Genomic DNA, 19,991 nt, shown 5'->3' on the forward strand with positions numbered 1-19,991 from the left:
TCCCGGGCTTAGACAGATAACTTGTTAGTTGTGCAGAGATTATTTTAAACGGCCTAAATATTTACCTTCTTGCATGGCGTTTATTTTTCCATTCTTATATACAATAACCGAAATCAAGCCTGCACTGTAGGTTTGCGCATCTGCATTATTTTCATCATTTGCTGCCGGGCTACCATTAATATAGGCAATGCCATCGGTGCCACGTTTAAAATCAACTCCCAGTTTCTTTACATGTATGGGTTTTACCGTACTGGCGTTAACCGGAGCATTCGCTTCGCTAACCATGGTTTTATGATCATGTTGTAACTGGCGGCGGTAAGCCTCGCTAATAGCATGAGCAGGTGCAACAGTTGATGCCACCAGCGCAGCGATAATAATTAATTTTCTCATGAGGAAAACCTTAATATTTATTGTGATTATGATGATGACTGGAGTTACCATCATTTGTGCTGTACAGGCTCTGTGCATTTTCCATAGCCTGTTTTTCCGCTGCAGCATTAATTGTAGCCTGACGATTCTGCTCAGCAACGTAGCATGCGTCCCGACTGACGCCCTTGTTCTCACAGTCATTCATGCGAGAGGCCTCGGTAGAACAACCCGCCAGAACCCCGCCCATCACAGCTATCATGATTAACTTTTTCATTATCTATACCAGGTTTATTCTCAAAAAACCTTCATCGCAGATTATATTTCTGCAAGGAAGAATTACTCTCGCTACTTTTTAAGTTTGAGTAATATCTGCAATAGAATATTTAATGTCAATTTTAATTTTTTCAGATAATTACCTAAAGAATGTAAAATAAAAATTAAACGCTTTGATTTTTACTTTTCACATGAAAGATGACTTTCATGGTTAAGTTAGACGCTCAAAATAATTGTCAGATATTTGCAACACCCCTTGCAAGGTTAATTGAGGTCCAGGCGTCATAACAAAACAGTGCATTTTCAGTATATTGCCGCAGTAGATTTTGTTAGTCGCTAACGACGATGGGTTCTGGGACACCTGTATTTCTTACTCTGGAAGAAAATCGATATCAAACTAATTAAATAATACGTTCCTTTTTGGTAACTACACCAGGTAAAACACGTTAATTATTCGTTACAGCAGCGCATAAGGCAGAATCAGCAGAAATCGTGAATTCTCATGCTTTAGATCAACATTCATTCCCGTCAGGCATAAAAAAGCCCGCATAACGCGGGCTCATGTTCAGCATTGGAAATGCATCAGAACTTATAGGTGATACCCGTTGAGATCAGACCCGTCCAGGATTTGTCTACCATCGGGCTGTCTGTCACTTCATCAGACAAACGGGTGTAACGCGCAGTGCCGTACACGCTCCAGTCGCCTAAGAAATTATAGTTGGCGCTGAGTTCAAGGTACGGGTTCCAGCTGCTTTCAGGATCGTAGCTGCGTAAACCACTGCGAGACGATTCGTGGCGCGATACACCATAGTAGTACTGGTTCTGGTTTTCGCTGTTCCACTCAACACCAATCCCCGGTGTCAGCGTCAGGCCTCCGTTGGTATAACGGTACAGCCATGCCAGATCCCATACGATACCATTACTGTTATCCAGTGCGTCTCCCGCGAGGCTGGTACGCAGGAAACCATATTGCGTGTTATGCACGTAAGAAAGCCCGGCCATCATGGTGCTCTTACGTTTATCAAGATTGCGCAGACGGCTATCGTCGCTGTCGCCCGGCTTGAAGTACAGTGGCGACCAGTACGCCATCACAGATAATTTATCTGTATTGTCATTCCACAGGTAGTAACCGCCGCCCAGACCACGGAACCAGAAGTTGTCGCTTTCATAGGTCACAACAGGGACCGGGTAAACGTCACTATCGTAGTTTTTGTAAGGGTGTTCAACCACACCAACGCCTGCGCCCAGCGTCAGGTTGCTTTCTGCTTGCGCGACGCTCGCGGACGTGGCAATGAGCACGCCAAGTGCCAGAAGTTTGAGTTTGGTCACAATCCATAATTCCTTATTCAAATGTTTAGCGACGAAAGTGTAACCGCCAATACGCTTCAGCCCAACTATTTTACGTATTACCTGCCCAATGTAACCCCCTAATTTCTCAACGAGTGATGACATTTTGCTTGCAGTACGGTGAACAGCACATGAATTCAGCCCCATTTCTTTACATAACATGTGCTTTTTTTGCTGATGAGTTATTGATATGCCATTGAAATTCATTTGCGCGTACAGGCAAGTTTTGCAAATGCCATCTACGCTTAAATTTAGAAGGTGTATCACCGAATACGTTGATCTCCTGACCATCGAAATGGCATGAGAGTTGCTTATTTCTTCAGCAGCGACGTCGTTCAGTTTACCTCTTCAGGGGCCTCTACTATTCATATGAACGGCTCTTAACATGTGCTAAAAAACGAAAGGACGGCATACCATGAATATATTCGATCACTATCGCCAGCGTTATGAAGCTGCCAAGGACGAAGAGTTCACGCTGCAGGAGTTTCTTACCACTTGTCGGCAAGATCGCAGTGCTTATGCCAACGCGGCAGAGCGGCTATTAATGGCTATTGGTGAGCCTGTCATGGTTGACACTGCCCACGAACCTCGACTTTCTCGACTCTTTTCGAATCGGGTGATTGCACGTTATCCCGCTTTTGAAGAGTTTTACGGCATGGAAGACGCAATTGAACAGATTGTTTCTTATCTGAAACATGCGGCTCAGGGGCTGGAAGAGAAGAAACAGATCCTGTATCTGCTGGGGCCGGTGGGAGGGGGAAAATCATCGCTTGCAGAGCGACTGAAGTCGCTGATGCAAAGAGTGCCCATTTATGTCCTCAGCGCCAATGGTGAACGTAGCCCGGTTAACGATCATCCGTTATGCCTGTTTAATCCGCAGGAAGATGCACAGATCCTGGAAAAAGAGTATGGGGTCCCGCGTCGCTATCTCGGTACGATCATGTCGCCGTGGGCTGCGAAGCGTTTGCATGATTTCGGCGGGGACATCACTAAATTCCGCGTCGTCAAAGTCTGGCCGTCCATTCTGGAGCAAATCGCCATCGCTAAAACGGAGCCTGGTGACGAAAACAACCAGGACATTTCCGCTCTGGTCGGGAAAGTGGATATTCGTAAACTCGAACACCATGCACAAAACGATCCTGATGCCTACGGCTACTCAGGTGCGTTGTGCCGCTCCAACCAGGGGATTATGGAATTCGTAGAGATGTTTAAAGCACCGATTAAAGTGCTGCATCCTCTGCTGACTGCAACCCAGGAAGGAAACTACAACGGGACAGAAGGTATCTCTGCCCTGCCGTTTAACGGGATTATTCTCGCCCACTCGAACGAATCTGAATGGGTGACGTTCCGTAACAACAAAAATAACGAAGCCTTCCTCGACCGTGTATACATCGTGAAGGTCCCGTATTGCTTACGTATCTCTGAAGAGATCAAGATCTACGAAAAACTGCTTAATCACAGTGAGTTGACCCACGCACCATGCGCGCCGGGCACGCTGGAAACGCTGTCGCGTTTCACCATTCTTTCGCGTCTGAAAGAACCTGAAAACTCGAGCATATATTCGAAGATGCGCGTTTATGACGGTGAAAGCCTGAAGGATACCGATCCTAAAGCAAAATCGTATCAGGAGTACCGGGATTACGCCGGAGTTGATGAGGGGATGAACGGTCTGTCCACGCGTTTCGCGTTTAAGATCCTCTCCCGCGTGTTCAACTTTGACCATGCCGAAGTCGCAGCAAACCCAGTGCATCTGTTCTATGTGCTTGAGCAGCAAATCGAGCGTGAGCAATTCCCGCAGGAGCAGGCTGAACGTTATCTTGAGTTCCTGAAGGGCTATCTGATCCCGAAATACGCCGAGTTTATTGGCAAAGAGATCCAGACGGCTTACCTTGAGTCCTATTCAGAATATGGACAGAACATTTTCGATCGTTATGTTACCTATGCGGATTTTTGGATTCAGGATCAGGAGTACCGCGACCCGGATACCGGTCAGCTGTTCGATCGCGAGTCACTGAACTCCGAACTGGAGAAAATTGAGAAACCGGCGGGTATCAGTAACCCGAAAGACTTCCGTAACGAGATCGTCAACTTTGTTCTGCGTGCCAGAGCAAACAACAGCGGTCGCAATCCAAACTGGACCAGTTACGAAAAACTGCGCACGGTTATTGAGAAGAAAATGTTCTCGAATACCGAAGAGTTGCTGCCGGTCATTTCGTTTAACGCTAAAACCTCGACTGACGAGCAGAAAAAGCACGACGATTTTGTCGACCGTATGATGGAAAAAGGCTATACGCGTAAACAGGTACGTTTACTGTGCGAATGGTATTTGCGCGTACGGAAATCGTCTTAACATAAGTGCCCGGTGGCGCATGCGCTTACCGGGCTTGCAAAATAATGTTCCGTAGGCCGGATAGCGCCAGCGCCATCCGGCACTTACAGACATGGCGAACAGTTGGCAGTACGGGGGGGCATATGACCTGGTTTATTGACCGGCGTCTTAACGGCAAGAACAAGAGCACGGTAAACCGCCAACGCTTCTTGCGCCGTTATAAATCGCAAATTAAACAGTCGATCTCCGAGGCCATTAACAAGCGTTCGGTGACCGACGTAGATAGCGGCGAATCTGTCTCTATTCCGACCGATGATATTAGCGAACCGATGTTTCATCAGGGGCGTGGTGGCCTGCGTCATCGCGTGCATCCGGGTAACGATCATTTTGTACAGAATGACCGTATCGAACGTCCGCAGGGGGGCGGCGGTGGTTCAGGAAGCGGACAAGGCCAGGCCAGTCAGGATGGAGAGGGTCAGGATGAGTTCGTCTTTCAGATATCTAAAGATGAATATCTTGATCTGCTGTTCGAAGATTTAGCACTGCCAAACCTGAAGCAGAATCAGCAGCGTCAGTTAACGGAGTTTAAAACGCACCGTGCAGGATTTACCTCCAACGGTGTGCCCGCCAACATCAGCGTGGTGCGCTCCTTGCAAAACTCACTGGCGCGCCGCACAGCAATGACGGCGGGTAAACGTCGTGAGCTGCATGCGCTTGAGGCCGATCTGGAAACCATCGCCAAAAGTGAACCCGCGCAGTTGCTGGAAGAAGAGCGATTACGCAAAGAAATTGCTGAATTACGGGCAAAAATTGAGCGCGTACCGTTTATTGATACCTTTGATTTGCGCTACAAGAATTATGAGAAACGACCCGATCCTTCCAGCCAGGCCGTGATGTTCTGCCTGATGGATGTCTCTGGCTCAATGGACCAGTCGACTAAAGATATGGCAAAACGGTTTTATATCCTGCTGTATCTGTTCTTAAGCCGCACTTACAAAAACGTGGAGGTTGTCTATATTCGCCATCATACTCAGGCAAAAGAGGTTGATGAACACGAGTTCTTCTACTCTCAGGAAACGGGGGGAACCATAGTTTCCAGCGCCCTGAAGTTAATGGATGAAGTGGTAAAAGATCGCTACAACCCTGCCCAGTGGAATATCTATGCCGCTCAGGCATCGGATGGCGATAACTGGGCGGATGACTCACCACTGTGTCATGAAATTTTGGCGAAAAAGCTGCTGCCGGTGGTGCGATATTATAGCTATATTGAAATCACCCGACGTGCACACCAGACCCTGTGGCGTGAGTATGAGCATCTGCAATCTACCTTTGATAACTTTGCGATGCAGCATATCCGCGACCAGGATGATATTTATCCGGTTTTCCGCGAGCTGTTCCATAAGCAAAGTACCTCCAGCAATAGTTAGCAATTAGTAACGTAAAAAGTCAGCCAGATTTTCATCTCTGGCTGATTTTTTCTTGCCGGGTGCGGTGCGTTCCGTTCATGCGTAAAATGGCGCTACATTCTCTCCACCAGCGGATAGAAGTCTTTATTTTCCCGTTGCATACGCTCATACACTTTACGCAAAACAATGTTGGCATCACGTCTGAACGCGTCATCGTTGCCCATCAACTTACTGGCAATATTCCAGCGGCGGGAGAAAACCTCATATTCACTAACGATGTCCGCCATTTCACGCTTAAATTGTGTGCTGACTTGCCGAAGTACGTTATTACCATCTTGCTCAATATGCGGATAAAGGAACTGATCTTCAGCAGATAAATGCGTTTTAATGATCGCGCTCATGCTCACAATCGCAGTAGCGATTTCCTGAGCATTGGCTGAGACGCCAGCGAGGCTTAACTTACGCAAGAATGATATTTTTTCCAGTATATCAACATGCTGACTTTTCATTTTATCAATATTCATCCGTTTATCCTTTTTATTTTCCTTTGATGGAACAGCAGGCAATGTAGTTTAGTTGGTGACGTTGCGAGTGGAAGAAACGAAACATTTTCAAGAATCGGCGACGATTTTCGTACGTTCGCATACCGTTAAACGCAATTTTAATCGCACCCTTTACTCCTTCGTCGCGAATTAATCCGCGCGGTGACATCAACGACATTTTGCCATTCTGTTGCAGGACCTGTTCAAACCCCGCACTCATCAACAGGTCACTCCATCCTTGTTTGGTCAGCGGACTGACGTTTGATTTCACCACCTGAACCAACTGATATTGTTCGCCTTCTTCCAGTTTTTGCGCTGTGAACATAATGTCGTGGGTCAACAAACGTCCACCGGGTTTCAGCACCCGATGATATTCCGCAATCAGTTTCGCTTTAACTTTGTCTGCATACATTGTCAGCATGGCTTCGTTAATCACGACGTCGAAGCTGTTATCCGCAAAAGGCAGAGTATTGGCGTTTGCCGCCATGACATGAATGTGATTTTCCAGTCCGTTGTGCGCCACATTACTTCTGGCCTTGTTCAGCGCATTTTTATCCATATCAATGGCATAGACCGTACATCCAAAGCGCTGTACCAGCTCAATGGCCGTTGTAGCCATATTGCAGGCAACTTCAAGGACCTGGCTGCCAGGCGTCAGTTGGGACTGCCGGAACAACCATTCTGTCGCTTCAACCCCACCTGGGCGCAGGCGGGTTTTTCCCAGGCTGGCTAAAAATGTATGGCCCGCTTTTTCAGTCGCGCTCATTCGCGGTCTCCTTTTTTATAAGTTGCATTATAAATACAACAATAGAGGTTAAAGGTGAAGAGCACGAATGATTTTTATTACAAATAATGCGCAATCCTGCAGGATTTTCCGTACTGTTAGAGTGGATGTATACCGTGTGATAGACTGATGTATCTGACTTACAGGGTTGTAAATCATTATGAAATTGCATCATAAAGCGCTCCGGCACTTTATCTCCGTAAGCGTTATTGTTTTGACATCTTCTTTTTTGGTTTATGAACTTGTTGCCAGCGATCGGGCAATGAGCGCGTATATGCGCTACATCATAGAGAAAGCAGATTCATCCTTTCTCTATGATAAATATACCAATCAGAGCATTGCCGCCCATATGATGCGCCAATTTTCATCCCCGAAAAAGCCCATCACAGTTGAACAACGAAAAGCGCTGTGCACCGCTTTTGAAACCGTCAACGGCATACATGGATTCAATCTCACTGCCCATGATTATCTTCCGTTACGCGGCACGTTACAGACCCACTCGCCGAGTTGTATTGAACAACTTGACGATATTTTTCTACTCCCCGCCTTCGATCAGGCCGTAAACGCAAATCGTGAACGGGTAGATTATGGTCAGGGATTAGGCACCATGGAATACAAGTTTCGCTATTACATTGACCTGAAAAACGACTACATCTATTTCTATAGTCTGGTAAATTCATATCAATTTGCCATGAATCACTGGTCTTTTTTACAGAAAGGTACACTGGGAATTAACCAGAGCGATATTGATGATATTTTTACTGGCCGAACCGTCATTTCCAGTATTTATCAGGACGATCTCACCCAGGAGAAAGTGATGAGCTTTTTGACCCCGGTCTACTATACCGGCAAGCTAAAAGGCGTTGTCATGGTGGATGTTAACAAAGACAATTTAAAGAACATATTTTATACCAACGACCGTCCCCTCGTCTGGCGCTATCTCAATGTGACTTTATCTGATATCAACTCAGGTGAAGAGATTATCATTCACCAAAGCGAGAGCGACTTGTTTCAGTATGTTCATTATATTAATGACATCCCAGGCGGAATGCGCATCACATTATCGCTTGATTTTATGTATTTTATTGTTGCTTCCTGGAAGATATTTGCCTTCTATTTACTGGCAACGGCACTGCTGCTGAACATGGTCAGAATGCATTTTCGTTTGTATCACAACGTCACACGCGAAAATATCAGTGATGCGATGACCGGGCTTTATAACCGTAAAATATTAACGCCCACGCTTGAGCAGCGTTTGCAGCAGTTGGTCAACGCCGGAACCTGCGTAACTTTTATTGCTATTGATTGCGATAAACTAAAGACAATTAATGACACGCTCGGGCACCAGGAAGGCGACCGCATTATCACCATTCTGGCCAAAGCTATTCAGGCCTCTATTCGCAAAAGTGACTATGCCATCCGTCTTGGCGGAGATGAGTTTTGTATTATCCTTGTCGATTATGCCCCTGAACTTACCCCCCAACTACTGGATCGTATTCGCGATAACTTACACACTATTGCTCCGGATACCTCCGTCAGTTTTTCCGCGGGGATTTATAACATGCAGCCAAACGACACCATTGATGACGCTTATAAGGCATCAGATGTACAGCTTTATCTGAACAAACAGAAAAAACACCACCGTGAGTGATACTGTATTCGTCAGGATGTTCATCGTAGTACCAGGAGTAAGAAATGACAGATGTAAATAAAGGCAACGTGACGCACCAACGTTTAATTTCGCTGTTGTCAGAACAAGGCGCAACGTATCGTGTACTCAGCCATGAGGCCGTTGGCAAATGTGAAGCTGTCTCGGAAATTCGCGGTACAGCGCTGGGTCAGGGGGCAAAAGCCCTCGTCTGTAAAGTAAAAGGCAACGGCGTTAATCAGCATGTGCTGGCCATTCTCCCGGCTGACCAACAGGCTGACCTGAACCAGCTTGCCGGACATATCGGCGGTTTACGCGCATCACTTGCCAGCCCGGCGGAAGTGGATGAACTGACCGGCTGCGTGTTTGGCGCTATCCCACCGTTTAGTTTCCATCCAAAACTCAAGCTGGTTGCCGATCCGCTGTTGTTTGAGCGCTTTACTGAAATTGCGTTCAATGCCGGACTGCTGGAAAAATCCGTGATCATGGACACCCAGGATTATTTGCGCATTGCACAACCTGAATTAATTCCATTCCATCGCGCACAATAGCAAGCCCGTAACATCAGTATCAAAACGCGATATTATGCGTTCGCCCAAAAATAATAATAATCAATAAAAAAGCCTGTTCCGTCACGCATTTACGCGTACAGTAAGCAGGCTTATTTTTTCTTTTGGCAAGGAAACTACGATGTTTGATGTCACACTGCTGATCCTGCTTGGACTGGCAGCTCTGGGCTTTGTCAGCCACAACACCACTGTCGCCGTTTCAATTCTGGTGCTGATAATCGTCCGTGTTACTCCGCTGAATACATTCTTCCCGTGGATTGAAAAGCAGGGGCTTACCGTTGGGATTATTATTCTGACGATCGGCGTCATGGCGCCCATCGCCAGCGGGACGCTGCCCCCCTCCACGCTTATTCACTCCTTTGTAAACTGGAAGTCTCTGGTCGCCATCGCCATCGGCGTTGTTGTCTCCTGGCTTGGCGGGCGCGGCGTCACGCTGATGGGTAGCCAACCTCAACTCGTCGCCGGTTTACTGGTGGGCACAGTATTGGGCGTTGCCCTCTTTCGCGGCGTGCCGGTGGGTCCGCTTATTGCGGCCGGTCTGGTGTCGCTGATTGTTGGGAAGCAGTAGCCAACCCTGCCAGATAGCGACCGGGTGTTTGACCCAGGCCTTTCTTGAACATGGTGATAAACGCGGTCGTTGAATCGTAACCGAGCATTTGTGCGACCTGCTGTACATTGTGCCCGTCGATCAGTGCCTGCAGCGCCAGGATCAGTTGCAACTGATGACGCCAACGGCGAAAACTTAGCCCCGTTTCTTTGACGACCAGACGGGCAAGATTACGCTCGCTCATGGCAAACACATTGGCCCACTGCCCCAGTGTTTGCCATTGCGCAGGCTCCCGCGCCATCGTCGCCACCATCTTGCGAATTTTCGGGTGATCGGATACCGGTAACTGCATTTGCTCCTGTGGCTGTTGCGGTAGTTCGTCAAACAACACCTGCGTTAACCGCTGGGTAGCTGGTTCACAGAGCTGGGCATCCGTTTTGCTCGCCAGCGCAAGAATAAGTTCCCGGCATAATGGCGCTATTTTCAGCGTACAACAGCGATCCGGCATCACTACTGCATAAGGTTCAATGAATAAAAAGCACAATTGCGCGCCAACGGTAACGTGGTTGCTGTGCGGGATTTCACCTGGTATCCACACCGCATATTGCGGCGGCACCATCCACATGGCGTTCTCAACTTCGCAAGTAATTGCGCCATGCAGCGCCAGAATTAACTGACCTTTGCGGTGTTGATGCAGTGGGCTGAAAAGTTCGTCTTCCTGAGCCTGAATACAAAAAGCCACGGCAGCATCGTGGTAAAGATCGGGTTGATACCCGTCCAGCCTCAGTCCAAACATAAGAATGTCCGATTTTAGCGATAAACTGTCATTTTAGCTTGATTCATCCACAGAGTAAAAACGCTAAGGTAACGCCTCGCCTGACGATATGAGAAAAAAATGACTAACTCCCCTTCTTCCCGCGGTAAAAACGGTGCGCTGTTAATTGCGGGTATCCTGATGATCGCGACCACACTACGCGTTACGTTTACCGGCGCAGCCCCTTTACTGGACGCGATTCGCACTGACTACGGTCTGACCACCGCCCAGACGGGACTCCTGACCACGCTACCACTGCTTGCTTTTGCGCTGGTGTCGCCTCTGGCGGCAACCGTCGCTCGCCGTTGGGGTATTGAGCGCAGTCTGTTAGCCGCCATGCTGCTGATCTGTATGGGTATTGCTATACGTTCACTCCCTTCATCCGGAGCCCTATTTGGCGGGACGGCAGTCATTGGCTGTGGCATAGCACTGGGAAATGTCCTTTTGCCGGGCCTCATTAAGCGTGATTTTTCACAGCATGTGGCAAAGCTCACCGGGGCGTATTCGTTAACGATGGGTGCTGCGGCAGCGCTGGGATCGGCAATGGTCGTGCCGCTGGCGTTACATGGCTTTGGCTGGCGCGGCGCGCTGATGATGTTAATGGTCTTTCCGCTGCTGGCGTTATTGATCTGGTTACCTCAGTGGCGCCAGACGGCCAATGCCAGCCTCAGCAATTCGCGAGCGTTGCACTCCCGCGCAATCTGGCGCTCCAGTCTCGCCTGGCAGGTCACGCTGTTTTTGGGCATCAACTCGCTTATTTATTACGTCATTATCGGCTGGCTACCCGCCATTATGATCAGTCACGGCTACAGTGAAGCACAGGCGGGGTCGCTGCATGGTTTGCTACAACTGGCGACCGCAGCGCCTGGGCTACTGATCCCCCTCGTTCTGTATCGGTTTAAAGATCAGCGTACTATCGCCGCACTGGTCTCAATAATGTGCGCTGTTGGCGCTGCCGGGTTTGCTGTCATGCCCGGCCAGGCGGCCCTGTGGACCGTGTTGTTTGGCTTTGGCTCCGGTGCCACGATGATCCTCGGCCTCACCTTCATCGGGCTACGTGCAAGCTCGGCGCATCAGGCCGCCGCACTATCAGGCATGGCGCAATCTGTCGGGTATTTACTGGCCGCATGTGGGCCGCCAATGATGGGGAAAATTCACGATCTTAACGATAGCTGGCAGATCCCGCTGGTTGGCGTTGCGCTGCTAGCCCTCGTCATGGCCGTGTTTGGCGTCTGTGCAGGACGCGAGAAAGAGATCGCCTGCGCGTAATACACCGGGCAGGCGAATAACCAACCGGCTCAGTTGTTATCCTCTGGCCGCGCGCAGCAGTGCCTGGACGAGGGGCACAGGCTTTCCTGCCAGCGCCCCTCGTTCGTGCTGAAAAAGCGTCCCGACATAAAACGGATGTGTCACCAGTTCAATAGCGCGAACGTCACCCGCGTCATCCCAGCCCGTCACTCGCAGATCGCCGCTTTCAAGCTCAGCGGCAAAACCTTCCGACACGCCATAGTTACAGTGATACCCCTCTGTAATGACATCCCGTCCGTAGGCTCTGGCGATCAGCGTATTCGCACGCAGTTCAATATCATCCGTCTTTTCGACCAACGAGCAGGTCAGCGGTGCAATCACCATACGACCCGTGGTCTCTGTTTCCGCATGCGCGGCATCACGCCAGCCCAGCACATTGCGAGCATACTCAAGAATGGCATGCTGAAAGCCGCCACAAGTGCCCAAAAATGGAATACTGTTTTCGCGTGCGTAACGTATTGCCGTCAGCGCGCCTTCCGGATGCTGGTAAGGACTGCCGGGGACCACCCAGATGGCATCATAGCCGACTAAATCTTCACCACTGCTAATATCAGATGTGGTGAGCCAGTCATAATCAGCCACTAATTCCAGAACGGCAGCAGCATCATCGATAGCAAGGGGAATAGCCTGGTGCGCCACAATATCGGGGCTGTAATCACCCACCAGCGCAATGCGAAGCGTATCTTTAACAGGGGAAATTTCCATTAACTTTCCTTATGTCCAGACAATGAGGGACAACATAAGGAGCCTCAGCCTACCGATTTTTTGTTGTTATCACAATCCCTTAAATTGAGAGTCTATATGGCCAAAATGCTATAATGGTCACGTTTTACGATCTTATTTAACCGTAATGAAGACGAGTTCAGTGGCTTAACGGAGCGGATTAAGAGATGAATATTCAGTGTAAACGCGTGTATGACCCGGCAGAAAAAAGTGATGGCTATCGTGTTCTGGTCGACAGACTGTGGCCACGCGGAGTGAAAAAAACCGATCTTGTTTTCAATGAGTGGGATAAAGCGCTGACGCCCTCGTCTGATTTACGTAAGGCATTCCACGCTGATGTCATCGATTTTGCCCATTTTTCCGAGCAATACCGCGCAGAACTTGCCCAGCAACAGCAGGAAGGCAAGCGACTCGCGGATATTGCCCGGCAACAGCCGTTAACGCTGCTGTATGCGGCGAAGGATACGCAGCAAAACCATGCGCAGGTTCTGGCTGAGTGGCTACGCCAATTGTGACAGCTGGCTATTTGCCCGTTGCCGGATGATCTCTGCGCCAAAGCGACCATTCATCAATAACTTCGCCACCGGGTAGTTTGCAATCTGACCTTACGCCTTGCGGTGTTTGCACCGCAATCAGCACGCCGCCCTTTTGCTCACAATATACGGATGCCGGGTTCGCCATGCCAATTTTCGGTGGTACTGGTGCTTCAGGTGATGTGGAACACCCCGCCAGCACCAACAGGCCGGGCACAACAATAGAGGCCAGTTTCATATTAACTCCTGTAATAAACGTTTCACTGGAAGAGTACCCCGACTCCCCACCTATCTCCATGTTTTACTACCGTGTTTCAATCTCATGTCTACATTTTGACCCGGATAGCGTGTTTCATCTTTCCCTCCGATGTTCTATTATGCGGGCAATACAGGACTTATCAGCATTCTGGAGTATTTGCCTCTCATGTCAGACATGATCCTCGCCCGAGTCTCACAATCATTAGCCACGGAGCAGTCTGTTGAGAGTCTGGTTCGGCAACTTCTGGAGATGCTGGAGGTCGTGACTGAGATGGAGTCGACCTATCTTACTAAGGTCGATTTAGATGCGCGTCTGCAGCATATTCTGTATGCGCGTAATAGTAAGCAAATGCAGATCCCCGAAGGGCTGTCGGTGCCGTGGGATGAGACTCTCTGCAAGCGCGCAATAGACGCAAACTGTCTGTATAGCGATAACGTTCCCGCGCGTTGGCCAGAATGTAGCGCCGCACGCGCACTGGAGATCACAACCTTTCTGAGTACTCCAGTCCACCTGCCCGATGGCACGTTCTATGGCACCCTCTGCGCCACCAGTCGTCAGCAACAGCCGCTAAGCGAACGAGGTGAGCAGGTATTGCATCTGTTCGCGGGCCTGATTGCGCAGTCTATTCAGAAAGAATCGCTGGTTGCTCAATTACGTGAAGCGAATGCTGCGCTGATAGCCCACTCCTACACTGACGTTCTGACCGGGCTACCTAACCGTCGGGCAATATTTGAAAATATCGAAACCCTCTTCTCGCTGGCTCGCCACCTCAGACACAAAATTATTGTCGCCTATATTGATTTAGATGATTTCAAACTGATCAACGATCGTTTTGGGCACGAAGTCGGTGACCAGTTTTTGATCCAAATTGGCCAGCGTTTACGCCGTGGATGCAGTGAGAATGATATTCTTGGTCGCCTGGGCGGTGATGAATTTTTAGTCGCCAGCCTGTCAGTGAAAAACGAAATGTCGCCGTGTGTTCGTTTGCAAAGCGTGAGAAACCACTTACAGCAGCTCATTTGCGGTGACTATGACCTGGGTGGAATCTGTTTGTATTATCCGGGAGCCAGTCTGGGCGTTGTGGAAATAGACCCGCTGGAGACAGACGTCAACTGTGCGCTTCATCTTGCAGACAGTGCGATGTATCAGGATAAGAAACGTCAGGATAAAACCGCTTTTGTCGTACATTAAGCCCTGTTATGCTTAATCGTCTTTAAATTATTCTGGCAGATAAGCGTATGCGACTCGGTATTATTTTTCCCGTTATTATTTTCATTTCCGCTGTCGTTTTCCTGTCCTGGTTCTTTATTGGCGGCTACGCCTCACCAGGAGCATAACGATGAAAAAAACAACGCTTATTATGATTGGCGTGGCCATTATTGTCGTGCTGGGAACGGAGCTGGGCTGGTGGTAACCCAAAATAAAGGCCACATAGATGTGGCCTGTATTGTCTGTTTCGTTACTTAGCTTTTGATTTTTCTGTAGATAAACAACACTACAATCGCGCCAATAATTGCCACAACAAAGCTGCCGAAGTTGAAACCATCAACTTTACCAAATCCAAAGAATGTACTGATCCACCCGCCCACGACGGCACCAACAACCCCTAAGATAATGGTCATAAAGAAACCGCCGCCATCTTTACCCGGCATGATCCATTTTGCCAAAATCCCCGCGATAAGACCAAAAATCACCCATGAAATAATACCCATTATTTTCCTCGCTTATGTTTTTACGTGAACGATTTACTCGTTGTATAAAAGCATAGCATAGCGCCGAAAAATTAAAATTTGTGATCAGGGTCACTTTGATTTTTCATCTTTTTCTGATGTTTCATGAGGTTAAACTACGCAAAAACGGGAATATTTACTGACGCTTGTCGTCATTAGTGTCGAATCGTCAGTCATTATTCTGCTATTTTTGCTTTCGCTCCCTGCTATTGCTGAATTATCAATTCTGGCACAGTTTATGCTTTAACAACCCGTCGCTACGACAAATCGTAGTCCGCGAAAACTCTCGCGAGACTCCGTCTACAATTCGCGCTATTTCAGCATTTAACAGGTCTGTTATTGATGAAAAAAATCACCAGTGTTTGCCCATACTGTGGGGCCGGGTGCAAGCTCAAGCTTGTTGTTGAAAATAACAAAATCATCCGCGCTGAAGCCGCTGAGGGTGTAACGAACCAAAACCAGCTATGCCTGAAAGGCTACTATGGCTGGGACTTTCTGAACGACACTCGCCTTTTGACTCCCCGTCTGACCCGACCAATGATCCGCTATGAAAAAGGTGGGAAATTCACTCCCGTCAGTTGGGATGAAGCCATCCGCTACACCGCAAAACGCTTATCCGATATCAAAAATACCTATGGTCCTCGCGCCATCATGACGACGGGTTCGTCTCGTGGAACCGGGAATGAGACCAACTACGTGATGCAAAAATTCGCACGTGGCGTACTCAACACCAACAATGTCGATTGCTGCGCCCGCGTCTGCCACGGTCCATCTGTCGCCGGGTTGCAGGAAACGCTGGGCAATGGTGCAATGAGTAACTCAATTAGCGACATTGAAAACTCAAAATGCCTGCTCATCTTTGGCTATAATTGCGCCGATTCCCACCCGATTGTGGCTCGCCGGGTGATCAAAGCTCGCCAGAACGGGGCAAAAATCATTGTCTGCGATCCCCGCCGCATTGAAACGGCCCGAATTGCAGACCAGCATCTGCAGTTGAAAAACGGATGTAACATGGCGCTGGTCAACGCGTTTGGCCATGTGCTTATCGAAGAGCAGCTTTATGATCACGAGTATGTGCAAAAACATGCCGAAGGTCTCGAAACCTACTGGGAAACCGTCAAGGATTACGCGCCCGAAGCCGTTGAACATTTAACGGGTGTGCCTGCACAGCAGGTTCGTCAGGCGATGCGTACTTTCGCTTCCGCCCCCTCGGCAACCGTGATGTGGGGAATGGGCGTGACCCAGTTTGGCCAGGCGGTTGACGTTGTTCGTGGTCTGTCGAGCCTGGCATTGCTGACCGGAAACCTGGGGCGTCCAAATGTCGGCGTTGGCCCGGTGCGCGGGCAAAATAACGTGCAGGGCGCGTGTGATATGGGCGTACTGCCGAACCAGTTCCCGGGCTATCAGGACGTTACCGATTTCGCCGTGAGAGAGAAGTTTGCCAACGCCTGGGGTATTGACGTCAATCTGATGGACGATAAGGTCGGCACCCGGATCACTGAAGTCCCCCATCTGGCCATCGAAGGTAAAGTCAAAGCCTACTACATCATGGGTGAAGATCCGCTGCAAACCGAGGCCGATCTGGGCCTGGTCCGTGAAGGCTTTAACGCGCTCGATTTTATCGTGGTACAAGACATCTTCATGACCAAGACGGCAGAAATGGCTGACGTTCTCCTGCCCGCAACATCGTGGGGCGAACATGGCGGCGTCTTTACCTGCGCCGACCGCGGATTCCAGCGGTTTGAACAGGCGATTGAGCCTACGGGGGATGTCAAACGCGACTGGGAAATCATCAGTCTGTTGGCCACCGCAATGGGTTATCCGATGCAGTATCAAAATAACCAGCAAATCTGGGATGAGATGCGCGAGCTATGTCCGCTCTTCTACGGTGTGACATACGAAAAAATGGGTGACATGGGCCACGTTCAGTGGCCATGTCCGGAGCTTGATCACCCAGGCACGCCGTATCTGTATGCACACAGCCAGTTTGATACCGCCAATGGCAAAGGTAAATTGTTTGCCGCACAGTGGCGTGCTCCTGCAGAAGTACCTGATGAAAAGTACCCGATGGTGTTATGCACCGTGCGCGAAGTCGGCCACTATTCGTGCCGCTCGATGACCGGCAACTGTGCAGCATTGCAGGCCCTGGCCGATGAGCCGGGCTATGTTCAGATCAGTACGCGTGATGCGGAAAACCTCGGTATCCGTCATCGCGATCTGGTTTGGGTGAGCTCGCGTCGTGGCAAGGTTATCAGTCGGGCTGATGTCTCTGAACGCATCAATCCCGGAACCGTGTACATGACCTATCAATGGTGGATTGGCGCCTGTAATGAGTTGACCCAGGATAATCTGGACCCCATCTCGAAAACCCCGGAAACCAAATATTGCGCCGTCAATGTTGAGCACATCACCGATCAAGGTTGGGCGGAGAACTATGCCGCGAAATCTTACAGCGAGATGAAATCACGTCTGTGTGAGGCTATCGCGTAAGTAACCTGCACATTTGCCTGAGTCGTACCTCCAGGCTCAGGCAAATGCCATTGCGTTACTTCGCCAACTGCGGATCGTTAAACCGAATAGCCATATCTTCTGCCTGCTTATCCCGCGCCATAAAGTTAAAACTCATCAGAAATAGCCCAACCATAAACGGCAATTCGTACAGTTCTTCAATCAGATCGCCATATTGTGCGTTGTGAAGAAAGACGGGAGCCAGCAGACGATGGTGCTCGACCGTGTCGGAGATCAAAAATGCACAACTGGTGATCGCCAACAACCAGAGCGGTAGCGGCTCATTGCGCAAGCGATTGACGATCTCCCGGCGCAGGTTCGCTGAAATCACTACCGGCAAGATAATCATGGCAATTAATACAACAGAGATAGCCCTGAATAACAACCTGGGCTGATCGGGAAAATAATCGCGCCCCCAACTGGTGCTTCGTCCCAGCAAAACTAACCACCACAGCGCGGCCCACAGCCAAAATTGCTTCTCGCCATCAGGACGCGAAAAAGGCCGGATGTAGCAGAAAGTAAACATGGCACCAAAAAACAACCAAAGCGCCTGACCATTTTCAATCCATCTGACGACGCCGCCGTTGAGCAAGGGGAGATTCAAGTTGGCAGTAAACGGGATCACCGCAGTGACCAGCCCCAGCAGGAGTGTTGGGAATGTTAATCGGGTATCAAGTTTCATAAGCACGATGTTCTGTTAAATGAAAGACAGCCGATCATAACCCCAGCGAATTTTAAGCCATTAGCAATCTATGCGATCTTCTTAAGGTTTTCTTAAGAAAACTTTTTTACAGAAAATGAGCGCACAAACTACGCATCATGAATAAAAAAAACCGCATCGAGCCGTCAACGCGCGATGCGGTTTTAATTTTAAAATGAATGCAATCAAGCAATAGCAGAGATGAAAACCCTACCAGCCGCAGACTTCGTGCTCATTCTCGGTATCGTATGAACGAACCGTATTGACCAGGTCTTTAACTACTTCAGCGGCCACATCCGGAATCAACAATGTCATCGGCGCTTCAGTTTCATAATCGACAGACACGCCATTGCTGTTATTGGTGACTGTAACGGTGTAGGTTGCTTTACCCATAATTTACTCCTTGCCGGTACGCACAACTTTTCGTTGATTTGCACTCTCCATCAACACTTCTGGCGCCACGAAAAAGTCGATATTAAAGTAGGTGTCGTCGGTCATCACTTCGATGTTATGCCATTTCTCCGGTGGAAAAACGCCGAACTGACCGGCTTCGATAATCATCACCTCTTCAGGTTCCGGGCTGTGTTCATCTGCAAATCCGAGATATTTGACCGCCCCCTGCATCACAGAAAGTCGAGGATAAACCCCGGCACGGGTACCCTTATCAAGGTGGCGTTCGAAAATTCCGGCAGGTGCAGTTTCTTTGTTCCAGAACGGCGTTGAGCGTGTATGAATATGATTCTGTGGAATTTGAAGCATTTTTCTTCCCTTTTCCAGTCGACAACCAGCGAGTCTTATTGAATCGCTGCTGTAAACAGGGTACGCCTCAAAATATATATTTAAAATACCATTTATTGGTTATAACCATCCCATCTTTCGATGAAGGAAACAGCTTAATACTGAAAGCCCGCCGTCAACAGCGGGCCAATAGCGTTACGACTGAAGCGTCGCCAGACGCGCGGCAAAACCGACAAAGATCAAGCCAATGAGGGAATTCCCAACTTTAGCCAGTTTTTTCTTCGTACGAATATACTGTGTCACAAACGCACCGGAGAAAATAAGGAAGCTCAGATAGAAAAAGCTCACTATTTCAAGCGTCATCGCCAAAATAAAGAACGACAACCCTGAGTGAGTCGCGTTGACATCAATAAACTGTACGAAAAACGAAACATAAAACAGAATGGCTTTAGGATTCGTCAGACTCAGAATTAATGCACGTTTGAAAATTGCGCCAAACGGAACTTCGTCTGGCGCCGCATCGCTGGCCTTCGATTTCAGTGTGGCATACAGGATCTTCGCACCGAGATACAGCAGATAAAACGCGCCGAGATAACGAACGATATTGAACAATACGGGCGTCGTTTTGATAAGCGCAGCTACGCCGGCATAGGCCAGAAACATCAATACGGCATCACCGATAAACACACCGCTTGCTGCCAGATAACCACCCTTCACTCCACGACCGACGCTGTTCTTCAGCACAAATATCGTATTTGGCCCCGGAACCAGCACGATAAAAATAGCCCCCACCAGATACGTCCAGTAATTCAGAACTCCATACTCTGCGAACACGTTAACCTCTTCCTGAAAAAACACATGCAC

Annotated in this window: 24 protein-coding genes; 11 read left to right on the plus strand and 13 right to left on the minus strand. The window is 49.0% G+C overall.

The window, feature by feature from the left end; all coding sequences use genetic code 11:
* Positions 1-39 precede the first annotated feature (39 nt).
* From NNO03_RS06580 to NNO03_RS06590, 3 genes are all read right to left on the minus strand, one after another.
* Positions 40-390 carry a hypothetical protein gene (locus tag NNO03_RS06580; protein WP_271449122.1) on the minus strand — a complete coding sequence of 117 codons (351 nt, stop codon included), beginning with the start codon at positions 388-390 and terminating at the stop codon, positions 40-42.
* Between the two features lie 10 nt (positions 391-400).
* Positions 401-643, minus strand: coding sequence for a hypothetical protein (locus tag NNO03_RS06585; protein ID WP_271441154.1), 243 nt, complete (start codon positions 641-643; stop codon positions 401-403).
* Between the two features lie 581 nt (positions 644-1,224).
* Positions 1,225-1,971 (minus strand): MipA/OmpV family protein, encoded by a 747-nt coding sequence (locus tag NNO03_RS06590; protein ID WP_048212595.1) that lies wholly within the window; start codon positions 1,969-1,971, stop codon positions 1,225-1,227.
* A 433-nt stretch (positions 1,972-2,404) separates the two neighbouring features.
* Here NNO03_RS06590 and yeaG point away from each other — a divergent pair, with 433 nt between their 5' ends.
* On the plus strand, positions 2,405-4,339 hold the full coding sequence (yeaG, locus tag NNO03_RS06595) for a protein kinase YeaG (protein WP_005120355.1): 1,935 nt from the start codon (positions 2,405-2,407) through the stop codon (positions 4,337-4,339).
* A gap of 122 nt (positions 4,340-4,461) precedes the next feature.
* A complete protein-coding gene (locus tag NNO03_RS06600) occupies positions 4,462-5,745 on the plus strand; it encodes a YeaH/YhbH family protein (protein WP_271449123.1) in 1,284 nt (427 codons plus the stop codon).
* Between the two features lie 92 nt (positions 5,746-5,837).
* Here NNO03_RS06600 and NNO03_RS06605 read toward each other — a convergent pair whose 3' ends face one another.
* Both NNO03_RS06605 and NNO03_RS06610 read right to left on the minus strand, forming a co-directional pair.
* Positions 5,838-6,248 (minus strand): hemerythrin domain-containing protein, encoded by a 411-nt coding sequence (locus NNO03_RS06605; RefSeq protein ID WP_271449124.1) that lies wholly within the window; start codon positions 6,246-6,248, stop codon positions 5,838-5,840.
* Between the two features lie 13 nt (positions 6,249-6,261).
* Complete coding sequence (locus tag NNO03_RS06610) at positions 6,262-7,032, minus strand: class I SAM-dependent methyltransferase (protein ID WP_271449125.1); 771 nt, start codon at positions 7,030-7,032, stop codon at positions 6,262-6,264.
* A 178-nt stretch (positions 7,033-7,210) separates the two neighbouring features.
* Between NNO03_RS06610 and dgcJ the strand changes: the two genes are divergently transcribed.
* From dgcJ to NNO03_RS06625, 3 genes are all read left to right on the plus strand, one after another.
* Positions 7,211-8,701, plus strand: coding sequence for a diguanylate cyclase DgcJ (gene dgcJ, locus NNO03_RS06615; protein ID WP_271449126.1), 1,491 nt, complete (start codon positions 7,211-7,213; stop codon positions 8,699-8,701).
* A 44-nt stretch (positions 8,702-8,745) separates the two neighbouring features.
* Positions 8,746-9,249, plus strand: coding sequence for a YbaK/prolyl-tRNA synthetase associated domain-containing protein (locus NNO03_RS06620; RefSeq protein WP_271441159.1), 504 nt, complete (start codon positions 8,746-8,748; stop codon positions 9,247-9,249).
* Between the two features lie 139 nt (positions 9,250-9,388).
* Positions 9,389-9,835 carry a DUF441 domain-containing protein gene (locus tag NNO03_RS06625; protein ID WP_199146690.1) on the plus strand — a complete coding sequence of 149 codons (447 nt, stop codon included), beginning with the start codon at positions 9,389-9,391 and terminating at the stop codon, positions 9,833-9,835.
* On the opposite strand, the gene NNO03_RS06630 is transcribed toward NNO03_RS06625, so the two are convergent.
* Entirely contained in the window at positions 9,792-10,610 is an 819-nt protein-coding gene (locus NNO03_RS06630; protein ID WP_271449127.1) for a helix-turn-helix transcriptional regulator, read from the minus strand. The genes NNO03_RS06625 and NNO03_RS06630 overlap by 44 nt on opposite strands.
* 99 nt (positions 10,611-10,709) lie before the next feature.
* On the opposite strand from NNO03_RS06630, the gene NNO03_RS06635 reads away from it, so the two are divergent.
* Positions 10,710-11,897: a CynX/NimT family MFS transporter gene (locus tag NNO03_RS06635; protein ID WP_271449128.1), complete on the plus strand. Its 1,188-nt coding sequence runs from the start codon at positions 10,710-10,712 to the stop codon at positions 11,895-11,897.
* Between the two features lie 36 nt (positions 11,898-11,933).
* Here NNO03_RS06635 and NNO03_RS06640 read toward each other — a convergent pair whose 3' ends face one another.
* Positions 11,934-12,641 carry a CTP synthase gene (locus NNO03_RS06640; RefSeq protein WP_271441163.1) on the minus strand — a complete coding sequence of 236 codons (708 nt, stop codon included), beginning with the start codon at positions 12,639-12,641 and terminating at the stop codon, positions 11,934-11,936.
* Positions 12,642-12,826: 185 nt separating this feature from the next.
* Between NNO03_RS06640 and NNO03_RS06645 the strand changes: the two genes are divergently transcribed.
* Positions 12,827-13,174, plus strand: a complete 348-nt coding sequence (locus NNO03_RS06645; protein WP_202038860.1) for a DUF488 domain-containing protein — start codon at positions 12,827-12,829, stop codon at positions 13,172-13,174.
* Between the two features lie 7 nt (positions 13,175-13,181).
* Here NNO03_RS06645 and NNO03_RS06650 read toward each other — a convergent pair whose 3' ends face one another.
* Positions 13,182-13,430, minus strand: coding sequence for a DUF333 domain-containing protein (locus NNO03_RS06650; protein ID WP_271441164.1), 249 nt, complete (start codon positions 13,428-13,430; stop codon positions 13,182-13,184).
* 186 nt (positions 13,431-13,616) lie between these two features.
* Between NNO03_RS06650 and NNO03_RS06655 the strand changes: the two genes are divergently transcribed.
* From NNO03_RS06655 to yoaJ, 3 genes are read left to right on the plus strand one after another with little or no spacing between them, the layout of a single operon-like run.
* Positions 13,617-14,642: a sensor domain-containing diguanylate cyclase gene (locus tag NNO03_RS06655; RefSeq protein WP_271449129.1), complete on the plus strand. Its 1,026-nt coding sequence runs from the start codon at positions 13,617-13,619 to the stop codon at positions 14,640-14,642.
* A gap of 47 nt (positions 14,643-14,689) precedes the next feature.
* Entirely contained in the window at positions 14,690-14,788 is a 99-nt protein-coding gene (locus NNO03_RS06660) for a YoaK family small membrane protein (RefSeq protein WP_086523648.1), read from the plus strand.
* A 2-nt stretch (positions 14,789-14,790) separates the two neighbouring features.
* Entirely contained in the window at positions 14,791-14,865 is a 75-nt protein-coding gene (gene yoaJ / locus NNO03_RS06665; protein WP_099530266.1) for a protein YoaJ, read from the plus strand.
* Between the two features lie 49 nt (positions 14,866-14,914).
* Here the strand turns inward: yoaJ and NNO03_RS06670 are convergent, their stop codons facing one another.
* Positions 14,915-15,163 (minus strand): GlsB/YeaQ/YmgE family stress response membrane protein, encoded by a 249-nt coding sequence (locus NNO03_RS06670; RefSeq protein ID WP_137382921.1) that lies wholly within the window; start codon positions 15,161-15,163, stop codon positions 14,915-14,917.
* Between the two features lie 360 nt (positions 15,164-15,523).
* Between NNO03_RS06670 and fdhF the strand changes: the two genes are divergently transcribed.
* Positions 15,524-17,671 (plus strand): formate dehydrogenase subunit alpha, encoded by a 2,148-nt coding sequence (gene fdhF, locus NNO03_RS06675; RefSeq protein WP_271449130.1) that lies wholly within the window; start codon positions 15,524-15,526, stop codon positions 17,669-17,671.
* A 55-nt stretch (positions 17,672-17,726) separates the two neighbouring features.
* Here fdhF and NNO03_RS06680 read toward each other — a convergent pair whose 3' ends face one another.
* From NNO03_RS06680 to leuE, 4 genes are all read right to left on the minus strand, one after another.
* The gene (locus NNO03_RS06680; protein ID WP_271449131.1) at positions 17,727-18,371 is read right to left on the minus strand and encodes a hypothetical protein; all 645 of its coding nucleotides are present in this window, start codon (positions 18,369-18,371) and stop codon (positions 17,727-17,729) included.
* Between the two features lie 228 nt (positions 18,372-18,599).
* On the minus strand, positions 18,600-18,782 hold the full coding sequence (locus tag NNO03_RS06685; protein ID WP_003030733.1) for a DUF1869 domain-containing protein: 183 nt from the start codon (positions 18,780-18,782) through the stop codon (positions 18,600-18,602).
* 3 nt (positions 18,783-18,785) lie between these two features.
* Positions 18,786-19,148, minus strand: coding sequence for a DUF1971 domain-containing protein YeaR (yeaR, locus tag NNO03_RS06690; protein ID WP_045441926.1), 363 nt, complete (start codon positions 19,146-19,148; stop codon positions 18,786-18,788).
* Between the two features lie 174 nt (positions 19,149-19,322).
* Positions 19,323-19,961 (minus strand): leucine efflux protein LeuE, encoded by a 639-nt coding sequence (gene leuE, locus NNO03_RS06695; RefSeq protein WP_137382924.1) that lies wholly within the window; start codon positions 19,959-19,961, stop codon positions 19,323-19,325.
* Positions 19,962-19,991 lie beyond the last annotated feature (30 nt).

Origin of the sequence: Citrobacter sp. Igbk 16 (genome assembly GCF_028069755.1) — a bacterium.
Lineage (GTDB): Bacteria > Pseudomonadota > Gammaproteobacteria > Enterobacterales > Enterobacteriaceae > Citrobacter.